The organism is Lysobacter xanthus, from assembly GCF_047159895.1.
The window spans coordinates 1-24,178 of the sequence record NZ_BAAGAB020000045.1 but is presented as its reverse complement, the minus strand read 5'-3'; the positions used below and the strand labels follow the sequence as shown (position 1 = coordinate 24,178).

17 protein-coding genes and 2 pseudogenes are annotated in these 24,178 nt (G+C 68.6%); 11 read left to right on the top strand and 8 right to left on the bottom strand.

Going from position 1 to position 24,178, the window contains the following annotated elements; genetic code table 11:
- The 3 genes and pseudogenes from ACY35P_RS11105 to ACY35P_RS11095 all read left to right on the top strand — a co-directional run.
- Positions 1–897: efflux RND transporter periplasmic adaptor subunit (locus ACY35P_RS11105; RefSeq protein ID WP_462115895.1), on the top strand; the 897-nt coding region annotated here is incomplete at its 5' end.
- A 55-nt stretch (positions 898–952) separates the two neighbouring features.
- Positions 953–4,381 (top strand): annotated as a pseudogene (locus tag ACY35P_RS11100) (efflux RND transporter permease subunit); the annotation flags it as partial.
- Positions 4,378–7,464, top strand: coding sequence for an efflux RND transporter permease subunit (locus ACY35P_RS11095; protein WP_462115894.1), 3,087 nt, complete (start codon positions 4,378–4,380; stop codon positions 7,462–7,464). The pseudogene ACY35P_RS11100 and the gene ACY35P_RS11095, both read left to right, overlap by 4 nt.
- Before the next feature lie 41 nt (positions 7,465–7,505).
- On the opposite strand, the gene ACY35P_RS11090 is transcribed toward ACY35P_RS11095, so the two are convergent.
- The 6 genes from ACY35P_RS11090 to ykgO all read right to left on the bottom strand — a co-directional run bounded on the left by ACY35P_RS11090 (position 7,506) and on the right by ykgO (position 11,874).
- On the bottom strand, positions 7,506–8,726 hold the full coding sequence (locus ACY35P_RS11090) for a TraB/GumN family protein (protein ID WP_462115893.1): 1,221 nt from the start codon (positions 8,724–8,726) through the stop codon (positions 7,506–7,508).
- A 53-nt stretch (positions 8,727–8,779) separates the two neighbouring features.
- On the bottom strand, positions 8,780–9,328 hold the full coding sequence (locus ACY35P_RS11085) for a GNAT family N-acetyltransferase (RefSeq protein WP_462115892.1): 549 nt from the start codon (positions 9,326–9,328) through the stop codon (positions 8,780–8,782).
- Between the two features lies 1 nt (position 9,329).
- The gene (locus tag ACY35P_RS11080; RefSeq protein ID WP_462115891.1) at positions 9,330–10,220 is read right to left on the bottom strand and encodes a carbon-nitrogen hydrolase; all 891 of its coding nucleotides are present in this window, start codon (positions 10,218–10,220) and stop codon (positions 9,330–9,332) included.
- Positions 10,220–11,251: an agmatine deiminase family protein gene (locus tag ACY35P_RS11075; RefSeq protein WP_462115890.1), complete on the bottom strand. Its 1,032-nt coding sequence runs from the start codon at positions 11,249–11,251 to the stop codon at positions 10,220–10,222. Before ACY35P_RS11075 ends, ACY35P_RS11080 begins: the two co-directional genes overlap by 1 nt.
- 11 nt (positions 11,252–11,262) lie before the next feature.
- Positions 11,263–11,586, bottom strand: a complete 324-nt coding sequence (locus ACY35P_RS11070; RefSeq protein WP_462115889.1) for a hypothetical protein — start codon at positions 11,584–11,586, stop codon at positions 11,263–11,265.
- A gap of 162 nt (positions 11,587–11,748) precedes the next feature.
- Positions 11,749–11,874, bottom strand: coding sequence for a type B 50S ribosomal protein L36 (gene ykgO, locus ACY35P_RS11065; RefSeq protein ID WP_010342887.1), 126 nt, complete (start codon positions 11,872–11,874; stop codon positions 11,749–11,751).
- Positions 11,875–12,044: 170 nt separating this feature from the next.
- Between ykgO and cmk the strand changes: the two genes are divergently transcribed.
- The 8 genes from cmk (at position 12,045) to ACY35P_RS11025 (ending at position 21,436) form a co-directional block, all read left to right on the top strand.
- Positions 12,045–12,716: a (d)CMP kinase gene (gene cmk / locus ACY35P_RS11060; RefSeq protein WP_462115896.1), complete on the top strand. Its 672-nt coding sequence runs from the start codon at positions 12,045–12,047 to the stop codon at positions 12,714–12,716.
- Between the two features lie 198 nt (positions 12,717–12,914).
- Entirely contained in the window at positions 12,915–14,603 is a 1,689-nt protein-coding gene (gene rpsA, locus ACY35P_RS11055; RefSeq protein ID WP_462115888.1) for a 30S ribosomal protein S1, read from the top strand.
- A gap of 114 nt (positions 14,604–14,717) precedes the next feature.
- Complete coding sequence (locus tag ACY35P_RS11050) at positions 14,718–15,020, top strand: integration host factor subunit beta (protein ID WP_462115887.1); 303 nt, start codon at positions 14,718–14,720, stop codon at positions 15,018–15,020.
- A 67-nt stretch (positions 15,021–15,087) separates the two neighbouring features.
- Positions 15,088–16,263 (top strand): lipopolysaccharide assembly protein LapB, encoded by a 1,176-nt coding sequence (gene lapB, locus ACY35P_RS11045; protein WP_462115886.1) that lies wholly within the window; start codon positions 15,088–15,090, stop codon positions 16,261–16,263.
- The gene (locus ACY35P_RS11040) at positions 16,260–17,231 is read left to right on the top strand and encodes an MraY family glycosyltransferase (RefSeq protein ID WP_462115885.1); all 972 of its coding nucleotides are present in this window, start codon (positions 16,260–16,262) and stop codon (positions 17,229–17,231) included. Before lapB ends, ACY35P_RS11040 begins: the two co-directional genes overlap by 4 nt.
- Before the next feature lie 14 nt (positions 17,232–17,245).
- On the top strand, positions 17,246–19,153 hold the full coding sequence (locus ACY35P_RS11035) for a polysaccharide biosynthesis protein (RefSeq protein WP_462115884.1): 1,908 nt from the start codon (positions 17,246–17,248) through the stop codon (positions 19,151–19,153).
- A gap of 28 nt (positions 19,154–19,181) precedes the next feature.
- Entirely contained in the window at positions 19,182–20,093 is a 912-nt protein-coding gene (galU, locus tag ACY35P_RS11030; RefSeq protein WP_462115883.1) for a UTP--glucose-1-phosphate uridylyltransferase GalU, read from the top strand.
- Positions 20,094–20,131: 38 nt separating this feature from the next.
- Entirely contained in the window at positions 20,132–21,436 is a 1,305-nt protein-coding gene (locus ACY35P_RS11025; protein WP_462115882.1) for an NAD(P)/FAD-dependent oxidoreductase, read from the top strand.
- Positions 21,437–21,517: 81 nt separating this feature from the next.
- On the opposite strand, the gene ACY35P_RS11020 is transcribed toward ACY35P_RS11025, so the two are convergent.
- Positions 21,518–22,729: an acetyl-CoA C-acyltransferase gene (locus ACY35P_RS11020; protein WP_462115881.1), complete on the bottom strand. Its 1,212-nt coding sequence runs from the start codon at positions 22,727–22,729 to the stop codon at positions 21,518–21,520.
- Positions 22,730–22,782: 53 nt separating this feature from the next.
- Positions 22,783–24,099 (bottom strand): annotated as a pseudogene (locus ACY35P_RS11015) (enoyl-CoA hydratase/isomerase family protein); the annotation flags it as partial.
- Positions 24,100–24,178: the final 79 nt, after the last annotated feature.

Genomic DNA, 24,178 nt, shown 5'->3' with positions numbered 1-24,178 from the left:
GAGGCCCAGGTGATCGCCAAGACCTCCGGCGTCGCGCTCGGCGTCTTCGCCGAGGAGGGCCAGGTCGTGCGCGCCGGCCAGACGCTGGTGCGTCTCGACGCGTCCCGCGCTGCGCTGCAGGCCGCCCAGAGCGCGGCCCAGCTGCGGAAGCTGGAGGCCAACTACGCGCGCTCGAAGCAGCTGTCCGCGCAGAAGCTGATCAGCGCCAACGACATCGACCAGCTCAAGTTCGACGTCGAGAACGCGCGCGCCGCGAACCGCCTCGCCAACCTCGAACTTTCGTACTCCAGCGTCGTCGCGCCGATCTCCGGCGTCATCGCGCAGCGCTCGATCAAGACGGGCAATTTCGTGCAGATCAACACGCCGATCTTCCGCATCGTCGACACGTCGCGCCTGGAGGCCGTGCTCAACGTGCCCGAACGCGAGATGGCGACGCTCAAGCCCGGCCAGCCGGTGCAGCTGCAGGTCGATGCACTGCCGGGCCGCAACTTCAGCGGCCGTGTCGACCGCGTCGCGCCGGTCGTGGACTCGGGCAGCGGCACGTTCCGCGTCATCTGCGCCTTCGACGGTGGCGGCACGCTGCAGCCCGGCATGTTCGGTCGCGTCCGCATCGACTACGACCAGAAGACCGACGCGCTCGTCGTGCCGCGCACCGCGCTGCTCGAGGACGACAACGATCCGGCGGTCTTCGTCGTGCGCAACAAGAAGGCGGTGCGCGTTCCGGTGAAGCTCGGCTACAGCGAGAACGGCTTCTCCGAAGTCCGCCAGGGCCTCCGCGCCGGCGACCAGGTCGTGGTGGCCGGCAAGACCGCACTGCGCGAAGGCAGCGACGTGCAGGTGCTCGGTGACAAGTCCGGCGGCGGCGGAAGCAGCGCCACGCCCCTCGCGGCGCGCTGAGCGGAGAACGTCCATGTCCGATACCCCGATCCACGGCGAGGCCAGGGCCGTTCGCGGCGGCGTCGTCGAGTTCGCGACGCGGCGACGCGTCACGATCGCGATGGTCACCATCACGTTCCTGCTGTTCGGCTTCATCGCGCTCGGCGAACTGAAGGTGAACCTGCTGCCGGATCTCAGCTACCCCACGCTCACGGTGCGCACCGAGTACACGGGCGCTGCGCCGGCCGAAGTGGAAACGCTGATCTCCGAACCGGTCGAGGAAGCCGTCGGCGTCGTCAAGAACCTGCGCAAGCTGCGTTCGGTCTCGCGCACCGGGCAGAGCGACGTGGTGCTCGAGTTCGCCTGGGGCACGAACATGGACCAGGCGGGCATCGAGGTCCGCGACAAGATGGAGTCGCTGCAGCTTCCGCAGGAGGCGAAGCCGCCCGTGCTGCTGCGCTTCAATCCGTCGACCGAGCCGGTGATGCGCATCGCGCTCGCGGCGAAGGACGCGACGGGCCAGGAGGCGATCCGTCGGCTCACCGAACTTCGCCGTTACGCCGACGAGGACCTGAAGAAGAAGCTCGAACCGGTCGACGGCGTCGCCGCCGTGAAGGTCGGCGGTGGCCTGGAGGACGAGGTGCAGGTCGAGATCGACCAGCAGAAACTCGCGCAGCTCGGGCTGTCGATCGACACCGTGATCCAACGGCTGGGCCAGGAGAACGTGAACGTTTCCGGCGGGCGGCTGGAGGAAGGCTCCCAGCGCTACCTCGTGCGCACCGTCAACCAGTTCCAGAGCCTGCAGGAAATGCGCGACATGCTGGTCACCACCCGCACGTCGGGCGGTGGTGCGCAGCAGTCGGCCGCGGAGCAGATGGCACGCGTGGCTGCCGCCAGCGGCGACGCCAATTCGATGGCGGCCGCGGCCTCCCTCCAGGGCAGTTCCGGCACGTCGGCCGCCGCGAACGGCATGCCGGTGCGCCTGTCGGACATCGCCACCGTGCGACAGGGCTTCAAGGAACGCGAGGCGATCATCCGTCTCGGCGGCCGCGAGGCGGTCGAACTGGCGATCTACAAGGAAGGCGACGCGAATACCGTCTCCACCGCGGACGCGATCGAAGCCAAGCTCAAGACGATCCGCGAGCAATTGCCGAAGGACGTCGAACTCACCGTGATCGACGACCAGTCGCTGTTCGTGCGCCACGCGATCAGCGACGTGAAGCTCGATGCCGTGATCGGCGGCGCGCTCGCCGTGCTCATCATCTTCCTGTTCCTGCGCGACGGCTGGAGCACCTTCGTCATCGCGCTGTCGTTGCCGGTCTCGATCATCACCACGTTCTTCTTCATGGGCCGCCTCGGCCTGAGCCTCAACGTGATGTCGCTGGGCGGCCTCGCGCTGGCCACCGGCCTCGTCGTCGACGACTCGATTGTGGTGTTGGAATCCATCGCCAAGGCGCGCGAGCGCGGCCTCGGCATTCTGCAAGCCGCGATCACCGGCACCCGCGAAGTGAGCATGGCAGTGGTGGCCTCGACCCTGACGACGATCGCCGTGTTCCTGCCGCTGGTCTTCGTGCAGGGCATCGCCGGCCAGCTGTTCCGCGACCAGGCGTTGACGGTCGCGATCGCCATCGCGATCTCGCTCGTCGTGTCGATGACGCTGATCCCGATGCTCAGCGCACTGAAGGACCGGGCGCAGGACACGTATCCCGACGAGCCGGTCGCGGAAGTCGCGCCGGCCACCGGCTGGCGTCGCCCGTTCGTGGCCACCCGTCGTGGCCTCGCCACCGGCACCCGCTTCGTCTTCTTCTGGCTCGCACGGATCGTCGTTATGACGAGCCGCGGCCTGACGCGCGTGGTCGGCCCCGTGATGCGCAAGGCGAGCGACCTGGCGATGGCGCCGTACGGCCGTGCCGAGCGCGCGTACTTGCGCGTGCTGCCTGCCGCGCTCAACCGGCCGGTGTTCGTCGTCGCGTCCGCGGCGATCGCGTTCGCGCTCACGCTGGCCGCCGTGCCGCTGCTCGGCGCGGACCTGATCCCGCAGCTCGCGCAGGACCGCTTCGAGATGACGGTGAAGTTGCCGCCGGGCACGCCGCTCGCGCAGACCGACGAAGTCGTGCGCCGGCTGCAGCGCGAGCACAGCGACGACGCCGGCATCCGCACGATCTTCGGCGTAAGCGGCAGCGGCACGCGCCTCGATGCCAGTCCCACCGAGAGCGGCGAGAACATCGGCAAGCTCACCGTGGTGATGGCGAATGGCGGCAGCCGCGAGCTGGAGGCGGCGCAGACGCAGAAGCTGCGCGAATCGATGGCGGGCCAGAAGGACGCGCAGGTCGACTTCCGTCGCCCGCAGCTCTTCAGCTTCTCCACACCGCTCGAGGTCGAGCTGCGCGGGCAGGACCTCGAGAGCATCCGTGTGGCCGGCGAGCGGTTGGCGAAGCTGCTGCGGGCGAATCCCCACTACACCGACGTGAAGTCGACGGTGGAGCAGGGGTTCCCGGAGATCCAGATCCGCTTCGACCAGGATCGCGCCGGCGCGCTCGGCCTGACGACCCGTCAGATCGCGGACGCCGTGGTCAACAAGGTGCGAGGCGACGTGGCCACGCGCTACAGCTTCCGTGACCGCAAGATCGACGTGCTCGTGCGTGCCAACGAAAACGACCGGGCGACCGTCGAGAACATCCGTCGCCTGATCGTGAACCCCGGCAGCGGCCGCGCGCCCGTGACGCTCGATTCCGTGGCCGACGTGGTCGCGACGGTCGGTCCCAGCGAGATCCACCGCGCCGATCAGGTGCGCGTGGCGATCGTGTCCTCGAACCTGCACGACATCGACCTGGGCGGTGCGATCGCCGAGGTGCAGAAAATGGTCGCCGAGAACCCGCTGGGCCCCGACATCGGCATGCACATCGGCGGGCAGGGCGAAGAGCTCGCCGACTCCGTGCGCTCGCTGCTGTTCGCGTTCGGTCTCGCCGTGTTCCTGGTCTATCTCGTGATGGCCTCGCAGTTCGAGTCGCTGCTGCACCCGTTCGTGATCCTGTTCACCATCCCGCTCGCGCTGGTCGGTGCCGTCGGTGCGCTGCTGCTCACGCGTTCGCCGGTGTCCGTGGTGGTCTTCATCGGCCTGATCCTCCTGGTCGGCCTCGTGGTGAAGAACGCGATCATCCTGATCGACAAGGTCAACCAGCTCCGCGAGGCCGGCGTGCCCAAGCGCCAGGCACTGGTGGACGGCGCGCGCTCGCGCCTGCGGCCGATCGTCATGACCACGCTGTGCACGCTGTTCGGCTTCCTGCCGCTCGCGCTGGCCTTCGGCGAAGGCGCGGAAGTCCGCTCGCCGATGGCGATCACGGTGATGGGCGGGCTCCTCGTGTCGACGCTGCTCACGCTCGTCGTGATCCCGGTCGTCTACGACCTGCTCGACCGTCGCCCCGACGAGTACTACGTTCGACGCGCCAAGCGCGTCGCCGAGACCTCGCGCGAGCTCGACGAGATGGAGGCGGAACCGGCATGAGCATCGCGGAGCTGAGCATCCGGCGGCCGGTCACCGCCATCATGTTCTTCGTGACCCTGGTCGTGATCGGCCTGATCGCTTCGTTCCGGCTTCCGCTCGAGGCGTTTCCGTCCGTGTCCTTCCCGGTGGTCTTCGTGCAGCTGCCGTACGCGGGCTCGACGCCCGGCGAGGTGGAACGCACGGTGCTGCGGCCGACCGAAGAGGCACTCGCGACGCTGACCGGCGTGCAGAGCATGCAGGGCACCGCGCGCGCCGACGGCGCCACGGTGGTGGTGATGTTCAAGGACTGGGAGCGGGACGTCGCGATCGCCGCCTCGGAAGCGCGCGAGCGCATCGACGCGATCCGCGACCAGCTGCCGGACGAGATCCAGCGGGTCTTCGTCGGTAACTTCAGCACCAGCGACCAGCCCGTGCTCGCCATCCGCCTCGCGAGCGCGACGATCAACCTGTCGGGCTCCTACGAGCTGATCGATCGCGAGCTCAAGCGTCGCCTGGAGCGCATCCCGGGCGTCGCCCGCGTCGAGGTCTCCGGCGCCGCGCCCAACGAGGTCGAGATCGCGATCATTCCCGATCGCCTGACCGCGCACGGGATCAATCTCAACGACCTGGCGCGCCGCCTGCAGTCGGTGAACTTCTCCATCTCGGCCGGCCAGATCACCGACGGCGGGCGGCGGCTGCGCGTGCAGCCGGTGGGTGAGCTGCAGAGCCTCGAGCAGCTGCGCACGCTCGTCATCAACGACCGCGGGCTGCAGCTCGGCGACATTGCCGACGTCCGCCTGAAGCCGGCGCGCCTCGACATGGGCCGCCGCCTCGAAGGCCGCCCCGCCGTGGGCCTGGACGTCTTCAAGGACCGCAACGCCAACTTGGTCGACGTGTCACGCCAGACGCTCGCCGAGCTGGAGCGGATCCGTGAAGAACCCGCGATGCGCGGCATCCAGGCGAAGGTGATCAACAACCAGGGCGAGAGCGTCACCAACTCGCTGACCGAGCTCGCCGAGGCCGGAGCGATCGGTCTCGTGCTGTCGATCGCGGTGCTGTTCCTCTTCCTGCGCCACTGGCCGTCGACCATGATGGTCACGCTGGCCATCCCGATCTGCTTCATCATGACGCTCGGCTTCATGTACTTCGCCGGCGTCACGCTCAACATCCTTTCCATGATGGGCCTGCTGCTCGCCGTCGGCATGCTGGTCGACAATGCGGTCGTGGTGGTGGAGAGCATCTACCAGGAACGCGAGCGCAACCCGGGCAATCCGCGCCTCGCCTCGATCCTGGGGACGCGCCACGTCGCCATCGCGTTGTCGGCCGGCACGCTGTGCCATTGCATCGTCTTCGTGCCGAACCTGTTCGGCGAACGCAACGTGCTGGCGATCTACCTGTCGCAGATCGCGATCACGATCTCGGTGTCGCTGCTCGCCTCGTGGCTCGTGGCGGTCAGCCTGATCCCGATGCTGTCCGCGCGGATGAAGACCCCGCCGGCCGTGGCGTCGAACCAGGGCTTCATCCACGCGCTGCAACAGCGCTACTCGAAGCTGCTGCGCTGGACGCTCGAGCACCGCGGCAAGAGCGTCTTGGCGATCCTGCTGATCGTCGCCGTCAGCGTCGTGCCGGTGAAGATGGTGAAGTACAACATGTTCGGCGGGGACGACGGCGACGAGACGAACATCGAGTACGAGCTCAACGGCAGCTACACGGTCGAGCAGCTGTCGGCCGAGGTGCAGCACGTCGAGGACTTCCTCAACGCCAACCGCAAGCGCTTCCACATCGCGCAGGTCTATTCCTACTTCAGCGAGCAGGGCGGCAGCGGCACGCGCATCACCTTCGAGCCCGAGTACAAGGGGCGCATCAAGCCGCTGGTCGACGACCTGAGCAAGGCGCTGCCGAAGCTGGCCCGGGCGAAGCTGGTCGTCGGCAGCGGCGACGACAGCGCGAACGGGGCGCCGAAGACGGTGCAGGTGCGGCTCGTGGGCGACTCGACCCTGACGCTCAACGACCTGGCCCGGGACATCCTGCCGGCACTGACCGCCCGCAAGGAACTGCGCGACGTCCGCATCGACGCCGGCGACCAGAACAGCGAGCTGCAGGTGCGCGTGGACCGCGAGCGCGCCGCCGCCTTCGGCTTCACGTCGCAGCAGGTCTCGTCATTCGTCGGGCTGGCGCTGCGCGGCGCGAAGCTCAAGGACTTCCGCCGCGGCGACGTGGAAGTGCCGGTGTGGATGCGCTTCAAGGGCGCGGAGAACTATGGCGCGCAGGACCTGTCGTCGTTCACCGTGCGCGCGCCGGACGGCCGCGAGGTGCCGCTGCTGGCGATGGTCGACGTTTCCTACAAGCCGACGGCGAGCCAGATCCAGCGCATCAGCCGGCAGACCACGCTCACCATCGAGGCCGCGCCCATGGGCAAGACCACGATGCCGGAAGCGCGCGAGGCGATCGAGGCGGCGATGAAGTCGGTCGCATTCCCGCCGGGCTACAGCTACACGTTCGATCGTCCGCAGTTCATGGACGAGAGCGCGATGATGAAGCAGATGACGTTCAACCTGCTGATCGCGCTGGTGATGATCTACGTGGTGATGGCCGCGGTGTTCGAGTCGCTGCTGTTCCCGTCGGCCATCATGTCGGGCGTGATCTTCTCGATCTTCGGCGTGTTCTGGCTGTTCTGGATCACCGGCACGGAGTTCAACATCATGGCCTTCATCGGCATCCTGGTGCTGATGGGCGTGGTGGTGAACAACGGCATCGTGATGATCGAGCACATCAACAACCTGCGCCGGCGCGGCCTGTCGAGGACGGACGCCCTGGTCGATGGCAGCCGCGAGCGCCTGCGGCCGATCCTGATGACGATGGGCACCGCAATCCTCGCGATGATCCCGATCGCGCTCAGCAAGGGCGGCAGCGGCAACGAGATCTCGTATTTCCCGATGGCGCGGGCGATCGCAGGCGGCCTCGCGTTCTCGACGCTGGTCAGCCTGCTGTTCCTGCCGACGATCTACGCGATCCTCGACGACCTGCGCAATGCGACGGGCCGGGTGGTGAGGAAGGCGAGGGCGACGGGTTCGCCGGGCGCTGCGGTCCCCGCGACGCATTGAGCGACACCCGGAGGAAAAAGGGGCCTGCGGGCCCCTTTTTTTCAGCCGGCGAGCTTGCCGACGATGCGCGCGATGGCGATCCACTCGCCTGCGACGGTGCCAAAGCAGGTGAGCGTGAACACGAGCAAGGTGCGCGACACGCGGTTGCGGTACCAGCCGCCCAGCGTGCGGACATCCTCCCGCAGCGCGATGAAGTCCGCGTAGGTCGGTTTGCGCAGGCGCGCCTCCGTCAGCGCCGCGAACGCGCCGGACGGCACGGTCGGGCGGAACGGCTTGAACGGGCCGACGAGCGCCGCGACCAGCACGCTCAGGGGATGCGCACGTGCTGCGATCGCGCCGATCGCGGTGAACAGCGCGGTGATCCACAGCCACTGCACGATGACGCCGGACGCCATCTTCAGCCCGCCGTGCTGGAAGCCCCAGACGACGCCGCCCACCAGCAGGGCCACGACGACGATCGCAACCCAAGGCACCTTCCGCTTCTTGGCCGTGGCCTCCAGCGAAGCGCGCATCTCGGCCGGGGCGACCTGCTGCGTTTCCAGCTCGCGCGCCAGCCCGGCGAGGTGCCCCGCGCCCACTACGGCGAGAACCTCACGCGGCGCAGGCGTGCCCGCGCCCGCTTCGCGAAGGCCGGCGGCCATGTAGCGGTCGCGCTCGGCGATCACGGTGTCGAACAGTTCCGGACTGTGGCTGGCGAACTCGGCGAAGCTCGACTGCAGCATGTCGCCTTCCTTGAGCTTCTCGATCTCGTGCTCCGGCACCTCGTCGCTGGCGACGAGCGACACCGCGAGTCCGCTGCCGAGCTTGACGCGCTGCCACCAGCCCAGACGCGCGGCGGCGCGCCGGAAGGTCAGGCCGACGTCACGGTCGATCAGCGAGACCGGTAATTCGCGTTCGCGCGCATCGAGCACGGCCTGCTTCAGCTCGGCACCCGGCTCGATGCCGAGTTGCTCCGCCAGGCGGCGCTGGTAGGCGGCGAGGGCGAGGTTGGCCGCGAACATCGCGGTGCGGCCGGTGCGGATCACCTCGACGAGGTCCAGCTTCGCCATCGCCTCGGGCTCGACCAGTGCCTGCATCCGCGCGGCGTCGAGCTCGACCGCCACGTGGTCGTAGCGGCCGGACGCGATCGCCGCGCGCACCGCGTCGACGCTCGCCTTCGACACATGCGCGGTGCCCAGCAACGTGTAGCGCACGCCGTCGCGTTCGACGATCGCATGGGGCTGGCCGTCGAGGGCGTCGGGGATGGGGGTCTGCGATTCCATGAGCCTGCCGGAAGAGATCGGCGCCCGATGGCGCCGGGACGGAGCCTAGGGGCTCAGTACGTGCGGAACAACGGTCGGTCGACCGGCGCAGTCGAATCGCCGTCGCCGAGCGCGCGCAGCATCTGCACGTTCTCGAGCCAACGCCCGTGCTTGCGGCCGAGCCCGGGGAAGCGCGCTGCGACCCGGAAGCCGTGGCGTTCGTGAAGTCGGATCGATGCCGCGTTCGCGCCGTCGCCGACCACCGCGATCATCTGTCGCCAGCCGCCGCGCGTGCATGCGTCGACGACCGCGCCGAGCAGGACATCGCCCACGCCCCGGCCGCGGAATCGTGCGTCGACGTAGACGCTGTCCTCGACGGTCCAGCGGTAGCCCTCGCGCGAGCGGTACGCGCTGCCGTAGGCGTAGCCCGCGACCTCGCCGTCGAACCGCGCGACGAGGTACGGGTACGCGCCCTCGACGATCGCGCGCCAGCGGTTCGCCATCTCCAGCCGGTCCGGTGGCTCGACCTCATAGGTCGCGGTGCCGTGCTCGACCTCGTGCGCATAGATGCGCTGGATCGCGTCGAGGTCGGACTCGACGGCGGGCACGATCGACGGCGCCACGTCAGTCGCGGTAGCGCTTGAGCAGGTCGCCGTAGGCATCGATACGCCGGTCGCGCAGGAACGGCCAGATGCGGCGCACATCCTCGCTGCGGCGCAGGTCGACCTCGGCCATCAGCACTTCGGGCCGATCGATCGAGGCTTCCGCGAGGAACTCGCCCTGCGGGCCGAGCACGTGGCTGGAGCCCCAGAAGTCGATGCCGGAGCGACCGATCGGTGACGGCTCGTGCCCGACCCGGTTGCACGAGAGCACCGGCAGGCCATTCGCAACGGCATGTCCGCGATGGCTCAGGATCCAGGCATTGCGCTGCCGGTCCTTCTCGTCCTGCGCGTCATCCGGATCCCAGCCGATGGCGGTCGGGTAGAGCAGCATGTCCGCGCCCGCCAGCGCCATCAGGCGCGCGCCTTCCGGATACCACTGGTCCCAGCAGACCATCACGCCGAGGCGGCCCACCGACGTGTCGACCGGATGGAAACCCATGTCGCCCGGGGTGAAGTAGAACTTCTCGTTGAAGCCCGGATCGTCGGGGATGTGCATCTTGCGGTACTTGCCCGCGAGCGAGCCGTCGGCATCGAGCACCACCGCGGTGTTGTGGTACAGCCCCGGCCCGCGGCGCTCGAACAGCGAGCCCACGATCACGACGCCGTGCTTCTTCGCGAGGGCGGACAGGCGCTCGGTCGTCGGGCCCGGAATGGGCTCCGCGGACTCGAACTCGTCGACGCACTGGTGCTGGCAGAAGTACGCGCCGTTGTGCAGTTCCTGCAGTAGCACGAGCTTCGCGCCGTTGCCGGCGGCCTCGCCGATGCGGCGCTCGACCGCGTCGAGGTTCGCCTCGCTGGTGCCCTGGTTCTTCTCCTGGACGAGCGCGACCGGCAGGATCTTCTTCTTCGACATCACACCACTCCTTCGGGCAGCTGCATGGTGATGCAGTGCAGGCTGCCGTTCTGCCAGATGAGCGGGCGGCAGGGGACCATCACGATTTCGCGGCCCGGGAACGCCTCCTGCAGCACCGCCTGCGCCCGCGCGTCCGCGTCGTCGCCGTACGCCGGCGCGAGCACCGCGCCGTTGACGATCAGGAAATTCGCGTAGCTCGCCGCGAGGCGACGGCCCTCGTCGACGATCGGCTGCGCCCACGGCAGCTCGAACAGGCGATACGGCTGTCCGTCGGCAGTGCGCAGGGCGGCGAGTTCGCCCGCCATCGCACGCAGGTGCGGATAGTGCGAGTCCGCGGGATCGTCGCAGCCCTGGAACACGATCGAATCGGGCGAGGCGAAGCGGGCGAGGGTATCGATGTGCGCGTCCGTGTCGTCGCCCTCGAGGTAGCCGTGGTCGAGCCATAGCACACGATCCTGCGCGAGCCAGTCCGAGAGCTTCGACGACAGGTCCTCGCGCGTCGAACGGGGATGGCGATGGTGGAGGCACTGCCACGTCGTGAGCAGAGTGCCCGCGCCGTCGGTGTCGATCGCGCCGCCTTCCAGCGCGAACGGGATCGACGTGCGCTCGGCGCGCGCGAACAGACCGCCCTGCTCGAGCGTCTCCACCAGCGCGTCGTCGCGACTCGCCTCGAACTTGCCGCCCCAGCCGGTGAAGCGGAAGTCGAGCAGCCGGAACCCGTCGCCGTTGCGCAGCGTGATCGGACCGGAGTCGCGGAGCCACGTGTCGTCGTACTCGGCGCGCACGAAACGGATGCGCGACAGGTCCACGCCGGCGTCGGCGAGGAGCCGGTGCGCGCGCAGCTCGAGCGTTTCGTCGGCGACGCAGACCACCGCGCGCTCGAAGCGCACGATCGCCGACAGAAGCGCGACGTAGGTGCCCTCGACCGCCTCGAGGCGGTCCGCCCAGTCGGTGTCGCAATGCGGCCAGGCGACGAGGACGGCGGACTGCGGCTCCCACTCGGCGGGGAGCCGTGCATCGGTACGGGTCATTCGGAGTCCTGTCAGCGGATTGCGGGCTTCGGGCCGACCTCGTTCGCGGCCGCCTTGTTGGCGACGGCATCGACCACGCGGCCGTGCTCGAAATAGACGGTGAAGGCGGGGTACACCCAGCGCTGGATCGCCGGCCACTGGCGCTTCTGGCCGCCCGCGGGCTGCAGGCGGTCGGACGGGGCGCCGAAGCGCTTCTCGACGTCGGCCACACGCATGCCGCGCGCGGGCATCGCGCCGCTTTCCTGCTTCACCCGGTCGATCAGGAGGGTCTCGGCGTGCGCTGCACCTGCGGACGCCAGCACCAGGACGGTCGCGGCCAGGACGGTACGGATCATAAAGCACTCCTCGGGCGGCGCCCGGACGGGAAGAAGCGTCGATTGTATGCAGCGGCCGCAGTGTCGACCGGGGCCTGCCTGCGAACGGTGAATCCCGCAGGCTCCAGAACGCGAAAAGCCGCCTCGCGGCGGCTTCTCGGCGAACCGGCAGGTGCCGCGCGATCAGCGCTGGCGGGCCTTGAAACGCGGATTCGACTTGCAGATCACGAAGACCTTGCCGCGGCGGCGAACGACCTTGCAGTCGCGGTGACGGGCCTTCGCCGACTTCAGGGAGGACAGGACCTTCATGAGAGAAACCTCGGCAAAAAGAAGAGAGCGGGCGAACGAAGCCGCGCATTATAGCGGCCTAACATTTTGATAATCAACGGGTCGTCGGTTCGGGCGCCGCGTCGCCGCCGCGCTGGCCTGTCGAGGGGCAGGGCATGCCCATTTTCACGCGGACCGGCGAGAATGCGCGGATGGATTCGACTGTCCCCGTTCTCACCATCGACGGCCCCTCGGGCTCCGGCAAGGGCACGATCAGCCGGCTGGTCGCCCAGCGGCTCGGCTGGCACTACCTCGACTCCGGCGCCCTCTATCGGGCGATCGGCGTGTCGGCGGGCTGGGCCGACCTCGACCTGAGCGACCCCGGGGCGCTGGTCCGCTGCTGCTTCGACAGCCACATCGAGTTCATCGAGGTGCCGGGCGAGGAGCTGCGGATCCTGGTGAACGGCCGGGACGCGACGGACGAGATCCGGACGGAGACGGCGGGGGCGGCCGCCTCGGCGATCGCCGCCATCCCGGAGGTGCGTACCGCCCTGAAGGAACGCCAGCGCGTGTTCCGCCAACCCCCGGGGCTGGTGGCCGACGGGCGCGACATGGGCACCGTCATCTTCCCGGACGCCGCGACCAAGGTCTTCCTTACCGCCAGCGCCGAGGAACGGGCCGAGCGGCGGTATAAGCAGTTGAAAGACAAGGGGGTTTCGGTTAACTTGGGCGATCTGCTGCGGGAGATTCTCGCCCGCGACGCCCGCGATGCCTCACGCGCGGTGGCGCCGCTGCGGCCGGCCATCGAGGCCGTCTGCATCGACACCACCGGCACCGGCATCGAGGCGGTGGTCGAACGCGTGCTGTCCCTGGTCGAGCGATAACGCACGAGCCGTTCGCGGCTCTCCCGCAATCGCCGCGGCCCGAGTCCGTAAACGTCCGGCCTGCAGTGCCGGCCCGTCGCATCCCGCGGCGGATCTCCAACAGCACGGTGCGAATTCCCGCACCCCTCAACAGGTGGGCCGAGCGACGATGCCAGCGGGCACGTGCACGGCCTGTGTGTCCAACAGAGCAATTTTCCAATGACCGAATCATTTGCCGAACTGTTCGAAGCCAGCCAGACCAATCTGGCGAAGCTGAAGCCGGGCTCCATCGTCACCGGTATCGTCGTGGAAGTCCGCGGCGACGTCGTGGTGATCAATGCGGGCCTGAAGTCCGAAGGCATCGTGCCGATCGAACAGTTCCGGAACGACGCCGGCGAGATCGACGTGGGCGTGGGCGACGAAGTCAAGGTCGCACTCGACTCCCTCGAGAACGGCTTCGGCGAGACCGTGCTCTCGCGCGAGAAGGCCAAGCGCGCGATGGTGTGGGACGAGCTCGAGCAGGCGCTCGAGAAGAACGAGACCATCACCGGTCGCATCAGCGGCAAGGTCAAGGGCGGTTTCACCGTCGACATCAAGGACGTCCGTGGCTTCCTGCCCGGTTCGCTGGTCGACGTGCGCCCCGTGCGCGATTCGAGCTACCTCGAGGGCAAGGAACTCGAGTTCAAGCTCATCAAGCTCGACCGCAAGCGCAACAACATCGTGGTGTCGCGCCGCGCCGTCGTCGAGAGCGAGCACTCGGAAGAGCGCGAGCAGCTGATGGAGAAGCTGGTCGAGGGCGCCGTGCTGAAGGGCGTCGTCAAGAACCTCACCGATTACGGCGCGTTCGTCGACCTCGGCGGCATCGATGGCCTGCTGCACATCACCGACATGGCGTGGAAGCGCGTGCGCCATCCGTCGGAAGTGGTGGAAGTCGGCCAGGAGCTCGACGTCCGCGTGCTCAAGTACGACCGCGAGCGCAACCGCGTTTCGCTCGGCCTGAAGCAGCTCGGCGAGGATCCGTGGGACAACATCGCCCGTCGTTACCCGGCCAACAGCCGCGTGTTCGGCAAGGTCTCCAACGTCACCGATTACGGCGCGTTCGTCGAGATCGAGCCGGGCGTCGAGGGCCTGGTGCACGTGTCCGAGATGGACTGGACCAACAAGAACGTCAACCCGTCGAAGATCGTGCAGGTCGGCGACGAGACGGAAGTGATGGTGCTGGACGTCGACGAGGACCGTCGCCGTATCTCGCTGGGCATGAAGCAGGTCACGTCGAACCCGTGGGAGACCTTCGCGGCCATCCACAAGAAGGGCGACAAGGTCGAAGGCCAGGTCAAGTCGATCACCGACTTCGGCATCTTCATCGGCCTGGACGGCGGCATCGACGGCCTCGTGCACCTCTCCGACATCTCGTGGAACACCACGGGTGAGGACGTGGTCCGCAACTACAAGAAGGGCGACACGGTGGAAGCCGTCGTCCTGGCGGTGGATCCGGAGCGCGAGCGCATCTCGCTCGGCATCAAGCAGATGGAGCAGGACCCGATGGGTTCCTACGTCGCCACCAACTCGCGCGGCTCGATCGTGCGCGGCACGGTGACGTCGGTGGACGCGAAGGGTGCGGTCATCGAGCTGTCGGACGGCGTCGAAGGCTACGTGCAGGCCCGCGACATCGCGAAGGAGCGCGTCGACGACGCCACCACGCGACTGAAGGTCGGCGACCAGGTCGAGGCGAAGGTGATCGGCAACGATCGCAAGTCGCGCCAGATGCAGCTGTCGATCAAGGCGAAGGACGAGGCGGAGACGCAGGAGGCCCTGGCCGACTACAACCGCCAGTCGTCCGAAGCCGCCAGCGGAAACATGAGCCTGGGCGCGCTGCTGCGCGAGCAGCTCGGCAAGAAGGGCGAGTAACCGCCTGCGGTAAACCCGGGACGGCCCGGCCCTGTCGGGCCGTCCCTTTTTTATGCGGGGACCGCGTTCGCGGTACCGCCCCAATTTCCAGACGCACGGTCCCGATCCCGCCGCATGACCAAGTCCGAGCTCATCGAGATCCTCGCCCAGCGACAGGCGCACCTCAAAGCCGAGGACGTCGAGCTCGCGGTGAAGTCGTTGCTCGACATGATGAGTGGCTCGCTCTCGGGCGGCGAACGCATCGAGATCCGCGGCTTCGGCAGCTTCAGCCTGCACTACCGCCCGCCGCGCGTCGGCCGCAACCCGAAGACGGGGGAGTCGGTGGCACTGCGCGGCAAGCATGTGCCGCATTTCAAGCCGGGCAAGGAACTGCGCGAACGCGTCAGCGGCGTGCAGCCGCTCGACGAGGACGCCTGAGCGTCAATCCGCTTGCGCCGGCCGGTCCGCGCAGGCCAATCTTCCGCCGATCCCCACGGAGCCCGTGATGGACTTCATCAGCGAATGGCTGTGGTTCTTCCTGCTGATTCCCCTCGCGTTGCTGTGTGGCTGGGTGATCGGACGCAGGGGCGGCAAGCTGCAGAGCGAGAGCCAGGTGAGCCGGCTTTCGACCACCTACTTCCGCGGCCTCAATTACCTGCTCAACGAGCAGCCGGACAAGGCGATCGAGCTGTTCCTGCACATCGCGGAGCTCGACAAGGAAACCTTCGAGACGCAGGTGGCGCTCGGCCACCTGTTCCGGCGTCGCGGTGAGGTCGATCGCGCGATCCGCCTGCACCAGTCGCTCGTGCAACGCACCGATCTCAGCGATGCGCAGCGCGTGCAGGCGCTGCTCGCGCTCGGCGAGGACTACATGAAGTCGGGCCTGCTCGACCGCGCCGAGACCGTCTTCAGCGAACTGGTCGCCCTCGACCTCGCACCACTCGCGCTGCGCCACCTGATCGGCATCTACCAGGCCGAGCGCGACTGGGCGAAGGCGATCGAGAACGCGCGGCGCTTCGAGGAAGCCACCGGCGAGCCGATGGGCAAGCTCGTCGCACACTTCGAGTGCGAACTCGCCGATCGCCACCGCGCGGCGGGCGACGTCGACGCGGCCCGCGCGGCCGTGTCGCGTGCATACGAGGCCGACGCCAATTCGGTCCGCGCGGGCATGCTGGAGGGCCGCATCGAGCTCGAGGCGGGCCACCCCGCCGCGGCGATCCGTTCGCTCGAGCGCGTGGCGCGGAGCGATCCCGACTACCTGCCCGAAGTGATGCCGCAGTTGCTGGAGTGCTATGCCGCGGTGGGCGACGTCCCCGGCGCGCGGAAGTTCCTGGCCGAGATGTGCGAGCACTACCGCGGCATCGCCCCGGTGCTGGCCCTGACCCGCATGATGGAGCGGGAGGACGGCGTGGCTTCGGCGCGCGCCTACCTCGCCAAGGAACTGAAGGACCGCCCGTCGGTCCGCGGCGAGGCCGCACTGATCGAGCTTTCCCTTGCCGAGGATGCCGATCCGACCGCCACGTTGGTCGACCTAAAGCACATCACCGACCAGTTGCTCGTGCGAAATCCCAGCTATCGCTGCACCCGCTGCGGCTTCGGCGCGCGGAGCCATCACTGGCAGTGCCCGAGCTGCAAGGAATGGGGCTCGGTGAAGCCGCTGCTGAATTACGCGGTCGTGTGAGTACGGCGATCCTGCTCCTGCTGGTCGCGGCGATCTCCGCGATCGGAACGGGTGTCGCGCGCGCGTACGCGCTGCGCCGACAGCTGGTGGACCAGCCGGGCGCGCGGCGCAGTCATGCCGAAGCGACGCCCCGAGGCGGCGGCGCCGGGCCGGTCGCGGCGCTGCTGCTCGCGTTGGCCTGGCCCGGCGCGCTCGGCCTGTCGACCGGGCCGTCTTTGCAGGTGGCGGCCGCCATGCTCGCCGTCGCGCTGATGGGCGGATGGGACGATCACCGGCCGTTGCCCGCCTCGTGGCGCCTGATCGTTCACGTGGCGGCAGGCGTCCTCGTGGCGGCGGCGTTCTTCGACGCGGGACGTCAGACGGTCGAATTCATCGCAGCAATGTCTGCGGTCGTCGTGCTGGTCAACGTCTGGAACTTCATGGACGGCATCAACGGCATTGCCGCGACCCAGGTCGCCCTGTTCGCCGGCGGGGCGACGTTGCTGCTGCCCGCAGCGCCGCTGTTCGTGGCTGCGTTGGCGGTCGCCTGCCTGGCGTTCCTGCCATGGAATTTTCCGCGGGCTCGCGTGTTTCTCGGAGATGTCGGCAGTGGGCCGCTGGGGTTGGCGGTCGCGGTCGCCTGGGTGGCGAGAGCGGACGGACAGCCGGGCGTCGCGGTCGCACTGGCGCTGCCTGCGTCGGGATTCCTCGTGGATGCGGGCATGACCCTGCTTCGCCGATTCTGGCGCCGTGAGCGGTGGTGGGAGCCGCACACGCAGCACCTGTACCAGGCGCTTGCCCGGCGCTTCGGGCACACCGCAGTCACGCTCGCCTATGCGGCATGGACCGCCGCGGCGCTCTGCGTGGGCTTGGCAATCCGGGGCCGACCGACCACCTTTATCGTGGTGTCCGTCGCCGTGTGGTATACCGCCGCCGCAGCTTTGTGGGTCGTGCTCCAGCAAACGCGCGCCACGCGCGCCCTCGGATAACCGGAAAAGGATCGATGGCCCGACTGCTGTCCCCCTGGCAGGCTCGAATCCCCCGGATCGCGGTGGCGACGCACGACCTCACCATGGTCTGGTTCGTCTGGTACGGGCTGCACTGGATGCGCTATGCGGTCGAGCCGAGCGCTCCGGCGCTGCCCGCTTGGTCGGCGGAGACGGCGGTGGTGCTCGCCGTGCAGGGTCTCGTGTTCTGGCAGGCCGGTCTGTACCGCGGCCTCTGGCGCTTCGCCAGCGTGCCCGACCTCTGGAACATCCTGAAGGCGGCCGTCATCGGTGCGCTCGGCGTCACGCTCGGCCTGTTCCTGTACAACCGCCTCGACAGCGTGCCGCGCGCGGTCCTCGTGCTGTATCCGATCGTGCTGGCCGCCCTGCTGGGTGCGCCGCGCCTGATCTACCGCGCCTGGAAGGACGCGCAGTCCGACGGTCGCAGGACGTCCTCGACACGCGTGCTGATCCTGGGTGCCGGGCAGGCCGGCGAAGCCCTGGTGCGAGACCTGCGCCGTTTCGGTACCTACCAGCCGGTCGGCTTCCTCGACGATGCCCCGCGGCTGCGTGGCTCCAAGATGCACGGCGTACCCGTCCTCGGCCGGATCGAAGAGCTGCCCGACATCGCGCGCGAAACCGCGGCGCAGCTCGTGGTCATCGCTATCCCGTCCGCGGATGCGACGGCGTTGCAGGCCATCGTCGGCATCTGCGAACGCAGTGGCATTCCGTTCCGCATGGTCCCGCGCCTGCAGGACGTGCTGGAAGGCAAATCGCTTCCGGGCGAGCTGAAGGAAGTGGCGATCGAGGACCTCCTCGGCCGCAAGCCGGTGCTGCCGGACTGGAAGGCCATCCGGGGCTGGTTGGGCGGGCGATCGGTGCTGGTGACCGGCGCCGGCGGCTCGATCGGCGCCGAGCTCTGCCGCCAGTGCGCGCGGCACGGTGCACGCCGCGTCGCGCTCGTCGAGATCGACGAACTCGCGCTGATGACGACCGAAGCCGCGCTTCGCCGCGACTTCCCCGAGCTCGAAGTGATCCCCGTGCTCGGCGACTGCGGCGATCGCGCGGTGGCCGACCATGCGATCCGCCTGTCCCAGCCCGAGGCCGTCTTCCACGCCGCCGCCTACAAGCACGTGCCCGTGCTCGAGGCGCAGCTGCGCGAAGCCGTTCGCAACAACGTGCTCGCCACGCATACCGTGGCGCGCGCCTGCCGCGAATCCGGCGTCGGTACCTTCGTGCTGATTTCCACCGACAAGGCGGTCGACCCGGTCAATGTCCTCGGCGCGACCAAGCGTATGGCGGAGATGGTCTGCCAGGCGCTCGCCGACTGTCCGACTCGCTTCGTCACCGTGCGCTTCGGAAACGTCCTCGACTCCGCCGGCAGTGTCGTTCCGCTGTTCCGGGAGCAGATCCGTGCAGGCGGTCCGGTGACCGTGACGGATCCCGAAGTCACGCGGTTCTTCATGACGATCCCGGAGGCCTGCCAGCTCATCCTGCAGGCGTCCGCGATCGGAACGCACGAGGCGGTGTACACGCTCGACATGGGCGAAGCGGTGCCGATCCGACTCCTCGCCGAGCAGATGATCCGCCTCGCGGGCAAGCAGCCCGGACGCGACGTCGCCATCGTCTACACCGGCCTGCGCCCGGGCGAGAAGCTGCACGAAGTGCTCTTCCATGCGGACGAGCGGTATCGTCCGACGCAGCATCCGAAGATCCTGCAGGCGGAGCCCCGCAAGGTTGCCGCTGCGGCGGTGGGGGAGGCCATCGCGGACTTCACCGACGCGGTCGGGCGTTACGACCTCGACGTGCTGGCGCGGCTCCTGCGCGATGCCGTGCCCGAATTCGAGCCGATGGATGCGCGTACCGAGAGCGCGCCGAGCGCCACGATCGTCGCATTTCCTGCACGGCAATCCCGCAAAATCTAGGTAACTTCGGCTCAAGACCTCCCTTTCGATGACCCCGGAAAAACCGCGCCGCATCCGCAAGGCCGTGTTCCCCGTCGCGGGGCTCGGCACGCGATTCCTCCCCGCCACCAAGACGGTGCCGAAGGAGATGCTGCCGATCATCGACAAGCCGCTCATCCAGTACGCCGTCGACGAAGCCATCGAGGCCGGTTGCGACACGCTGATCTTCATCACGAACCGCTACAAGCATGCGGTCGCCGACTACTTCGACAAGGCCTACGAGCTGGAGCAGAAGCTCGAGCGCGCCGGCAAGTTCGAGCAGCTCGAGCTGGTTCGCCATGTCCTGCCCCAAGGGGTCAAGACGATCTTCGTGACGCAGGCCGAAGCACTCGGCCTGGGCCATGCGGTGCTGTGCGCCAAGGAAGTGGTGGGTAACGAGCCGTTCGCGGTGGTGCTGCCCGACGACCTGATCTGGAACCGCGGGCCTGGTGCGTTACGTCAGATGGCCGATGCGGCCGAGCAGACGGGCTGCAGCGTCATCGCCGTGCAGGACGTGCCGGCCGAGAAGACCGCGAGCTACGGCATCGTCGCCACGCAGGACTTCGCGAACCGACAGGGCCGGATCAGCCGCATCGTCGAGAAGCCCAAGCCCGAGGACGCGCCGAGCACGCTCGCCGTGGTCGGCCGCTACATCCTGCAGCCGCGCATCTTCGAACTGCTCGAAACCACGACGCCCGGCGCGGGCGGCGAGATCCAGCTCACCGATGCCATCGACCGGCTGCTGACGGAAGAGTGCGTCGACGCGTACCGCTTCCGCGGCACGCGATTCGACTGCGGCACCCACATCGGGCTCATCGAAGCGACCATCCGCTACGCGCTTGACCACGAGAAGCTCAGCGACGCGGCCGCCGACATGATGCGCAACGCGCTGGTCGAACTGGGCGTCGTCGAGCTGCCCTGAGGCTGGACAGCCGCGCGGCGTGGCGCCACGCTGGCGCAATGCCGCGCTTCCAAGGCGATTACTACACCGCGACCGCCGGCTCGCCCCCGGCGCCGATTCCCTTGTCCGGCGCGGTCGAATGCGACGTCTGTGTCGTCGGCGCCGGTTTCGCGGGCCTCAACACCGCGTTGGGGCTGGTCGAGCGCGGCCGATCGGACACCGTGCTGCTCGACGGGCACAGCGTCGGCTTCGGCGCCTCGGGCCGCAACGGCGGCTTCGTTTTCGGCGGCTACTCGCGCGGCGAGGAGCGCCTGCTCGCCGATCTCGGCCCCGAGGGCGCACGTGAGGTCTACGGCTGGACGCTCGACGCCGTGCGCCGCATCCGTGCACGCATCGACCATTACCGCATCGCCTGCGGCGTCGTCGACGGCGGCGTGCTGTGGGCCAACTGGTTCGACGACCCCACGCCGCTGAAGTCGCGGCAGGCGCTGCTCGCCGGACGTTTCGGCGCGCGCTGGGAGTGGGTCGACCGCGGTTCTATGCGGGAGCGCGTTGCGACCGAACGCTATGCCGACGGGCTGTTCGAGGCCGGCGCGTTCCACTTCCACCCGCTGGCCTATGCGCGCGGCCTGGCCGGCGTGCTGGCCGCGAGCGGCGTGCGCATCCATGAATCGAGCCCGGCGATCGCGCTCGATCGCAATGGTGCAGGTTGGCGCGTGCGGACGCCGCAGGGCGAGGTCCATTGCCGGACCGTCGTATTGTCGTGCGGCGGCTACCTCGCAGGCCTGCGCCGGCGGGTCGACCAGGCGGTGCTGCCGATCGCGACCTACGTCATGGTGACCGAGCCGCTCGGCGACCGCATGCGCGACGTCCTGCGGACGCCGGCGGCGGTGTACGACACCCGCTTCGCCTTCGACTACTACCGCCCGCTGCCGGACAGCCGCCTGCTGTGGGGTGGACGCATTTCGGTGCTCGATCGTTCGCCCCGGGAGGTCGAGGAGGCGCTCGTCGGCGACATGCTCCGCGTGTTCCCGCAGTTGCGCGGTGTGGCGATCGACTACGCCTGGTCCGGACTGATGAGCTACGCCCCGCACGAGATGCCGCACGTGCTCGAGGCGGAGCCGGGGCTGTGGGTGGCGCAGGCATTCGGTGGCCACGGCGTCGCACCCACGACCGCGGCCGGGGACCTGGTCGCCTCCGCCATCGCGGAGGGCGACACGCGCCACCGGCTGCTCGCGCGCTACGGCCTGCAGCCTGCGTTCAAGCCTTTCGGCTTCGTCGCCGCGCAGGCGAGTTACTGGTGGGCGCAGTCGCGGGACGGCTTGAAGGATCGGATGGAGCGCCGGCGCGCCGGGGCGCAATGAACGCGTGCACGGCCGGCAGCCGTGCGGCCGCAACGGAAACGGGGCCCGAAGGCCCCGTCACGTGATGCCGGATCGAAGCGTTTAGAGCGCTTCCAGGATCCCGGCGGCGCCCATGCCCGTGCCGATGCACATGGTCACCATGCCGTACTTCTGCCGGCGACGGCGCATGCCGTGGACGATCGTGGCGGTACGCACGGCGCCCGTTGCGCCGAGCGGATGGCCGAGCGCGATCGCGCCGCCCAGCGGGTTGATCTTCGACGGATCGAGTTCCGAGTCCTTGATCACCGCCAGCGCCTGCGCGGCAAAGGCTTCATTGAGCTCGATCCAGTCGAGCTGGTCGCGCGTCAGGCCCGCCTGCTTGAGCGCCTTCGGGATCGCGGCGTTCGGGCCGATGCCCATGATGTGCGGCGGCACGCCGGCGACGGAGAAGCTCACGAAGCGGGCCAGCGGCGTCAGGCCGTAGTCCTTGATCGCCTGTTCCGACGCGATCAGCACGGCGGCGGCGCCGTCGCTCATCTGCGACGCATTGCCGGCCGTCACGGAGCCCCCGAACTGGCCGTTCTTGAAGACGGGACGGAGCTTCGCAAGACCCTCCATCGACGTGTCGGCGCGCGGGCCCTCGTCGGTGTCGATCAACCGCTTGCGCAGCTGGATCGCATTGCCGGCGAGGTCGGGCACGTGCGAGACGACTTCGTACGGGCTGATCTCGTCGCGGAACTCCCCGGCCTGGATCGCCGCGAGCGCCTTGCGATGCGAGGCGACCGCGAACTCGTCCTGCTGCTCGCGGGAAATGCCCCACTGCTTCGCGACGTTCTCGGCGGTGATGCCCATGCCATACGCGATGGCGATCTGGTCCTCGTCCTTGGAGAAGACGCGCGGGTTCAGCGCGATCTTGTGGCCCATCATGGGCACCATCGACATCGACTCGGTGCCGCCGGCGAGGATCAGGTCGGCGTTGCCGAGTCGCACCTGGTCCGCGGCAAGCGCCACGGCCTGCAGGCCGGACGAGCAGAAGCGGTTGATCGTCTGCGCGGCGACGCCATGAGGCAGGCCGGCCAGCAGCACGCCGATGCGCGCGACGTTCATGCCTTGCTCGGCCTCGGGCATCGCACAGCCGATGATGGCGTCGTCGATGCGCTCGAGATCGATGCCCGGCGCCTGCGCGACGACGCGACGCAGCACGTGCGCCAGCATGTCGTCGGGGCGGGTATTGCGGAAGACGCCGCGCGGCGCCTTGCCCACCGGCGTGCGGGTGGCGGCGACGATGTAGGCGTCCTGGACTTGCTTGCTCATGTTCGTTTCTCTCGTGAGGTCCAAAGGGCGATTCGAAGGAGTGCCTTCGAACCTCAGTTGCGGAGCGGCTTGCCGGTCTTGAGCATGTGCGCGATGCGTTCCTGCGTCTTCGGCATCTGCGCGAGCTCGACGAAGTGCTGGCGTTCGAGCTTGAGCAGCCATTCCTCGTCGACCACGGAGCCGCGATCGACCATGCCGCCGCACATCACGGTGGCGATGCGCGTGGCGATCTCGTAGTCGTGCGGCGAGATGAACATGCCTTCGAGCATGTTGATCAGCATCATCTGCAGGGTCGCGACGCCCACGTCGCCGGCGACGGTGACGTTGCGCGCCGGCAGCGGCGGGCGGTACCCGCCCTGGGCCAGCGCGCGCGCGTTCGCCTTGGCGACGTGCAGCAGCTCGTGGCTGTTGAACGTCACGACGTCCGACTCGCGGGCGAGTTTCAACGACTTCGCCTCGAACGCGGAGGTCGAGACCTTGGCCATCGCCACGCTCTCGAACGCCGTCTTGAGATGCGGGAATACGTCGCCACCCGGGCCCGCGGCCTCCGAGGCCCGCACCGCGAACTCCTTGAGCCCGCCACCGGCCGGCAAGAGGCCCACGCCGGCCTCGACGAGACCGACGTAGCTCTCGAGCCCGAACACGGTGCGCGCCGCATGCATCTGGAACTCGCAGCCGCCACCCAGCGCCAGGCCGCGCACAGCCGCAACCACCGGCACCAGCGAATACTTGATGCGCTGGCTGGTGCGCTGGAAGTTCTCGACCATCGCCTCGAAGCCCGCGACGTTGCCGGCCTGCAGCAGGCCCAGCGCGCCGGCGAGATCGGCGCCGGCGGAGAAGGGCTCCTTCGGCTGCCAGATCACGAGGCCCGCGAAGTCGCGCTCGGCGATTGAGATCGCTTCCTGCAGCCCGTCGAGCACCTTGTCCGAAACCGTGTGCATCTTGGTCTTGAAGCTGACGACTGCGATGTCGTCCTCGTCCGCCCACAGGCGCACGCCGTCGTTCTCGAACAGCGTCTTGCCGGGCGCGAACTGCTCGCCGACCAGCGGGTCCGGGAAGCGCTGGCGCGCGTAGACCGGGTTCGACGAGCGTCCGACCGCCGCGTTCTGCGCAGGGCTGAAGCTGCCGCCGGCCTCGTGCACGCCATTGCGCGAATTCACCCACGCCGGTAGTGCGGCATTCGCCATCGTCTTGCCCGCCGCGACGTCCTCGGCGATCCACTGCGCGACCTGCTGCCAGCCCGCGGCCTGCCACGTCTCGAACGGGCCCTGCGACCAGCCGTAGCCCCAGCGCATGGCGAAGTCGACGTCGCGCGCCGTGTCCGCGATGTCCTGCAGGTGGAAGGCGCTGTAGTGGAACGTGTCGCGAAACATTCGGCGCGCAAGCCGGTCTCGCAGGCGATGGTCGAGCTGATCTTCGACAACTCCGACCACACGATCACGGGCGAAT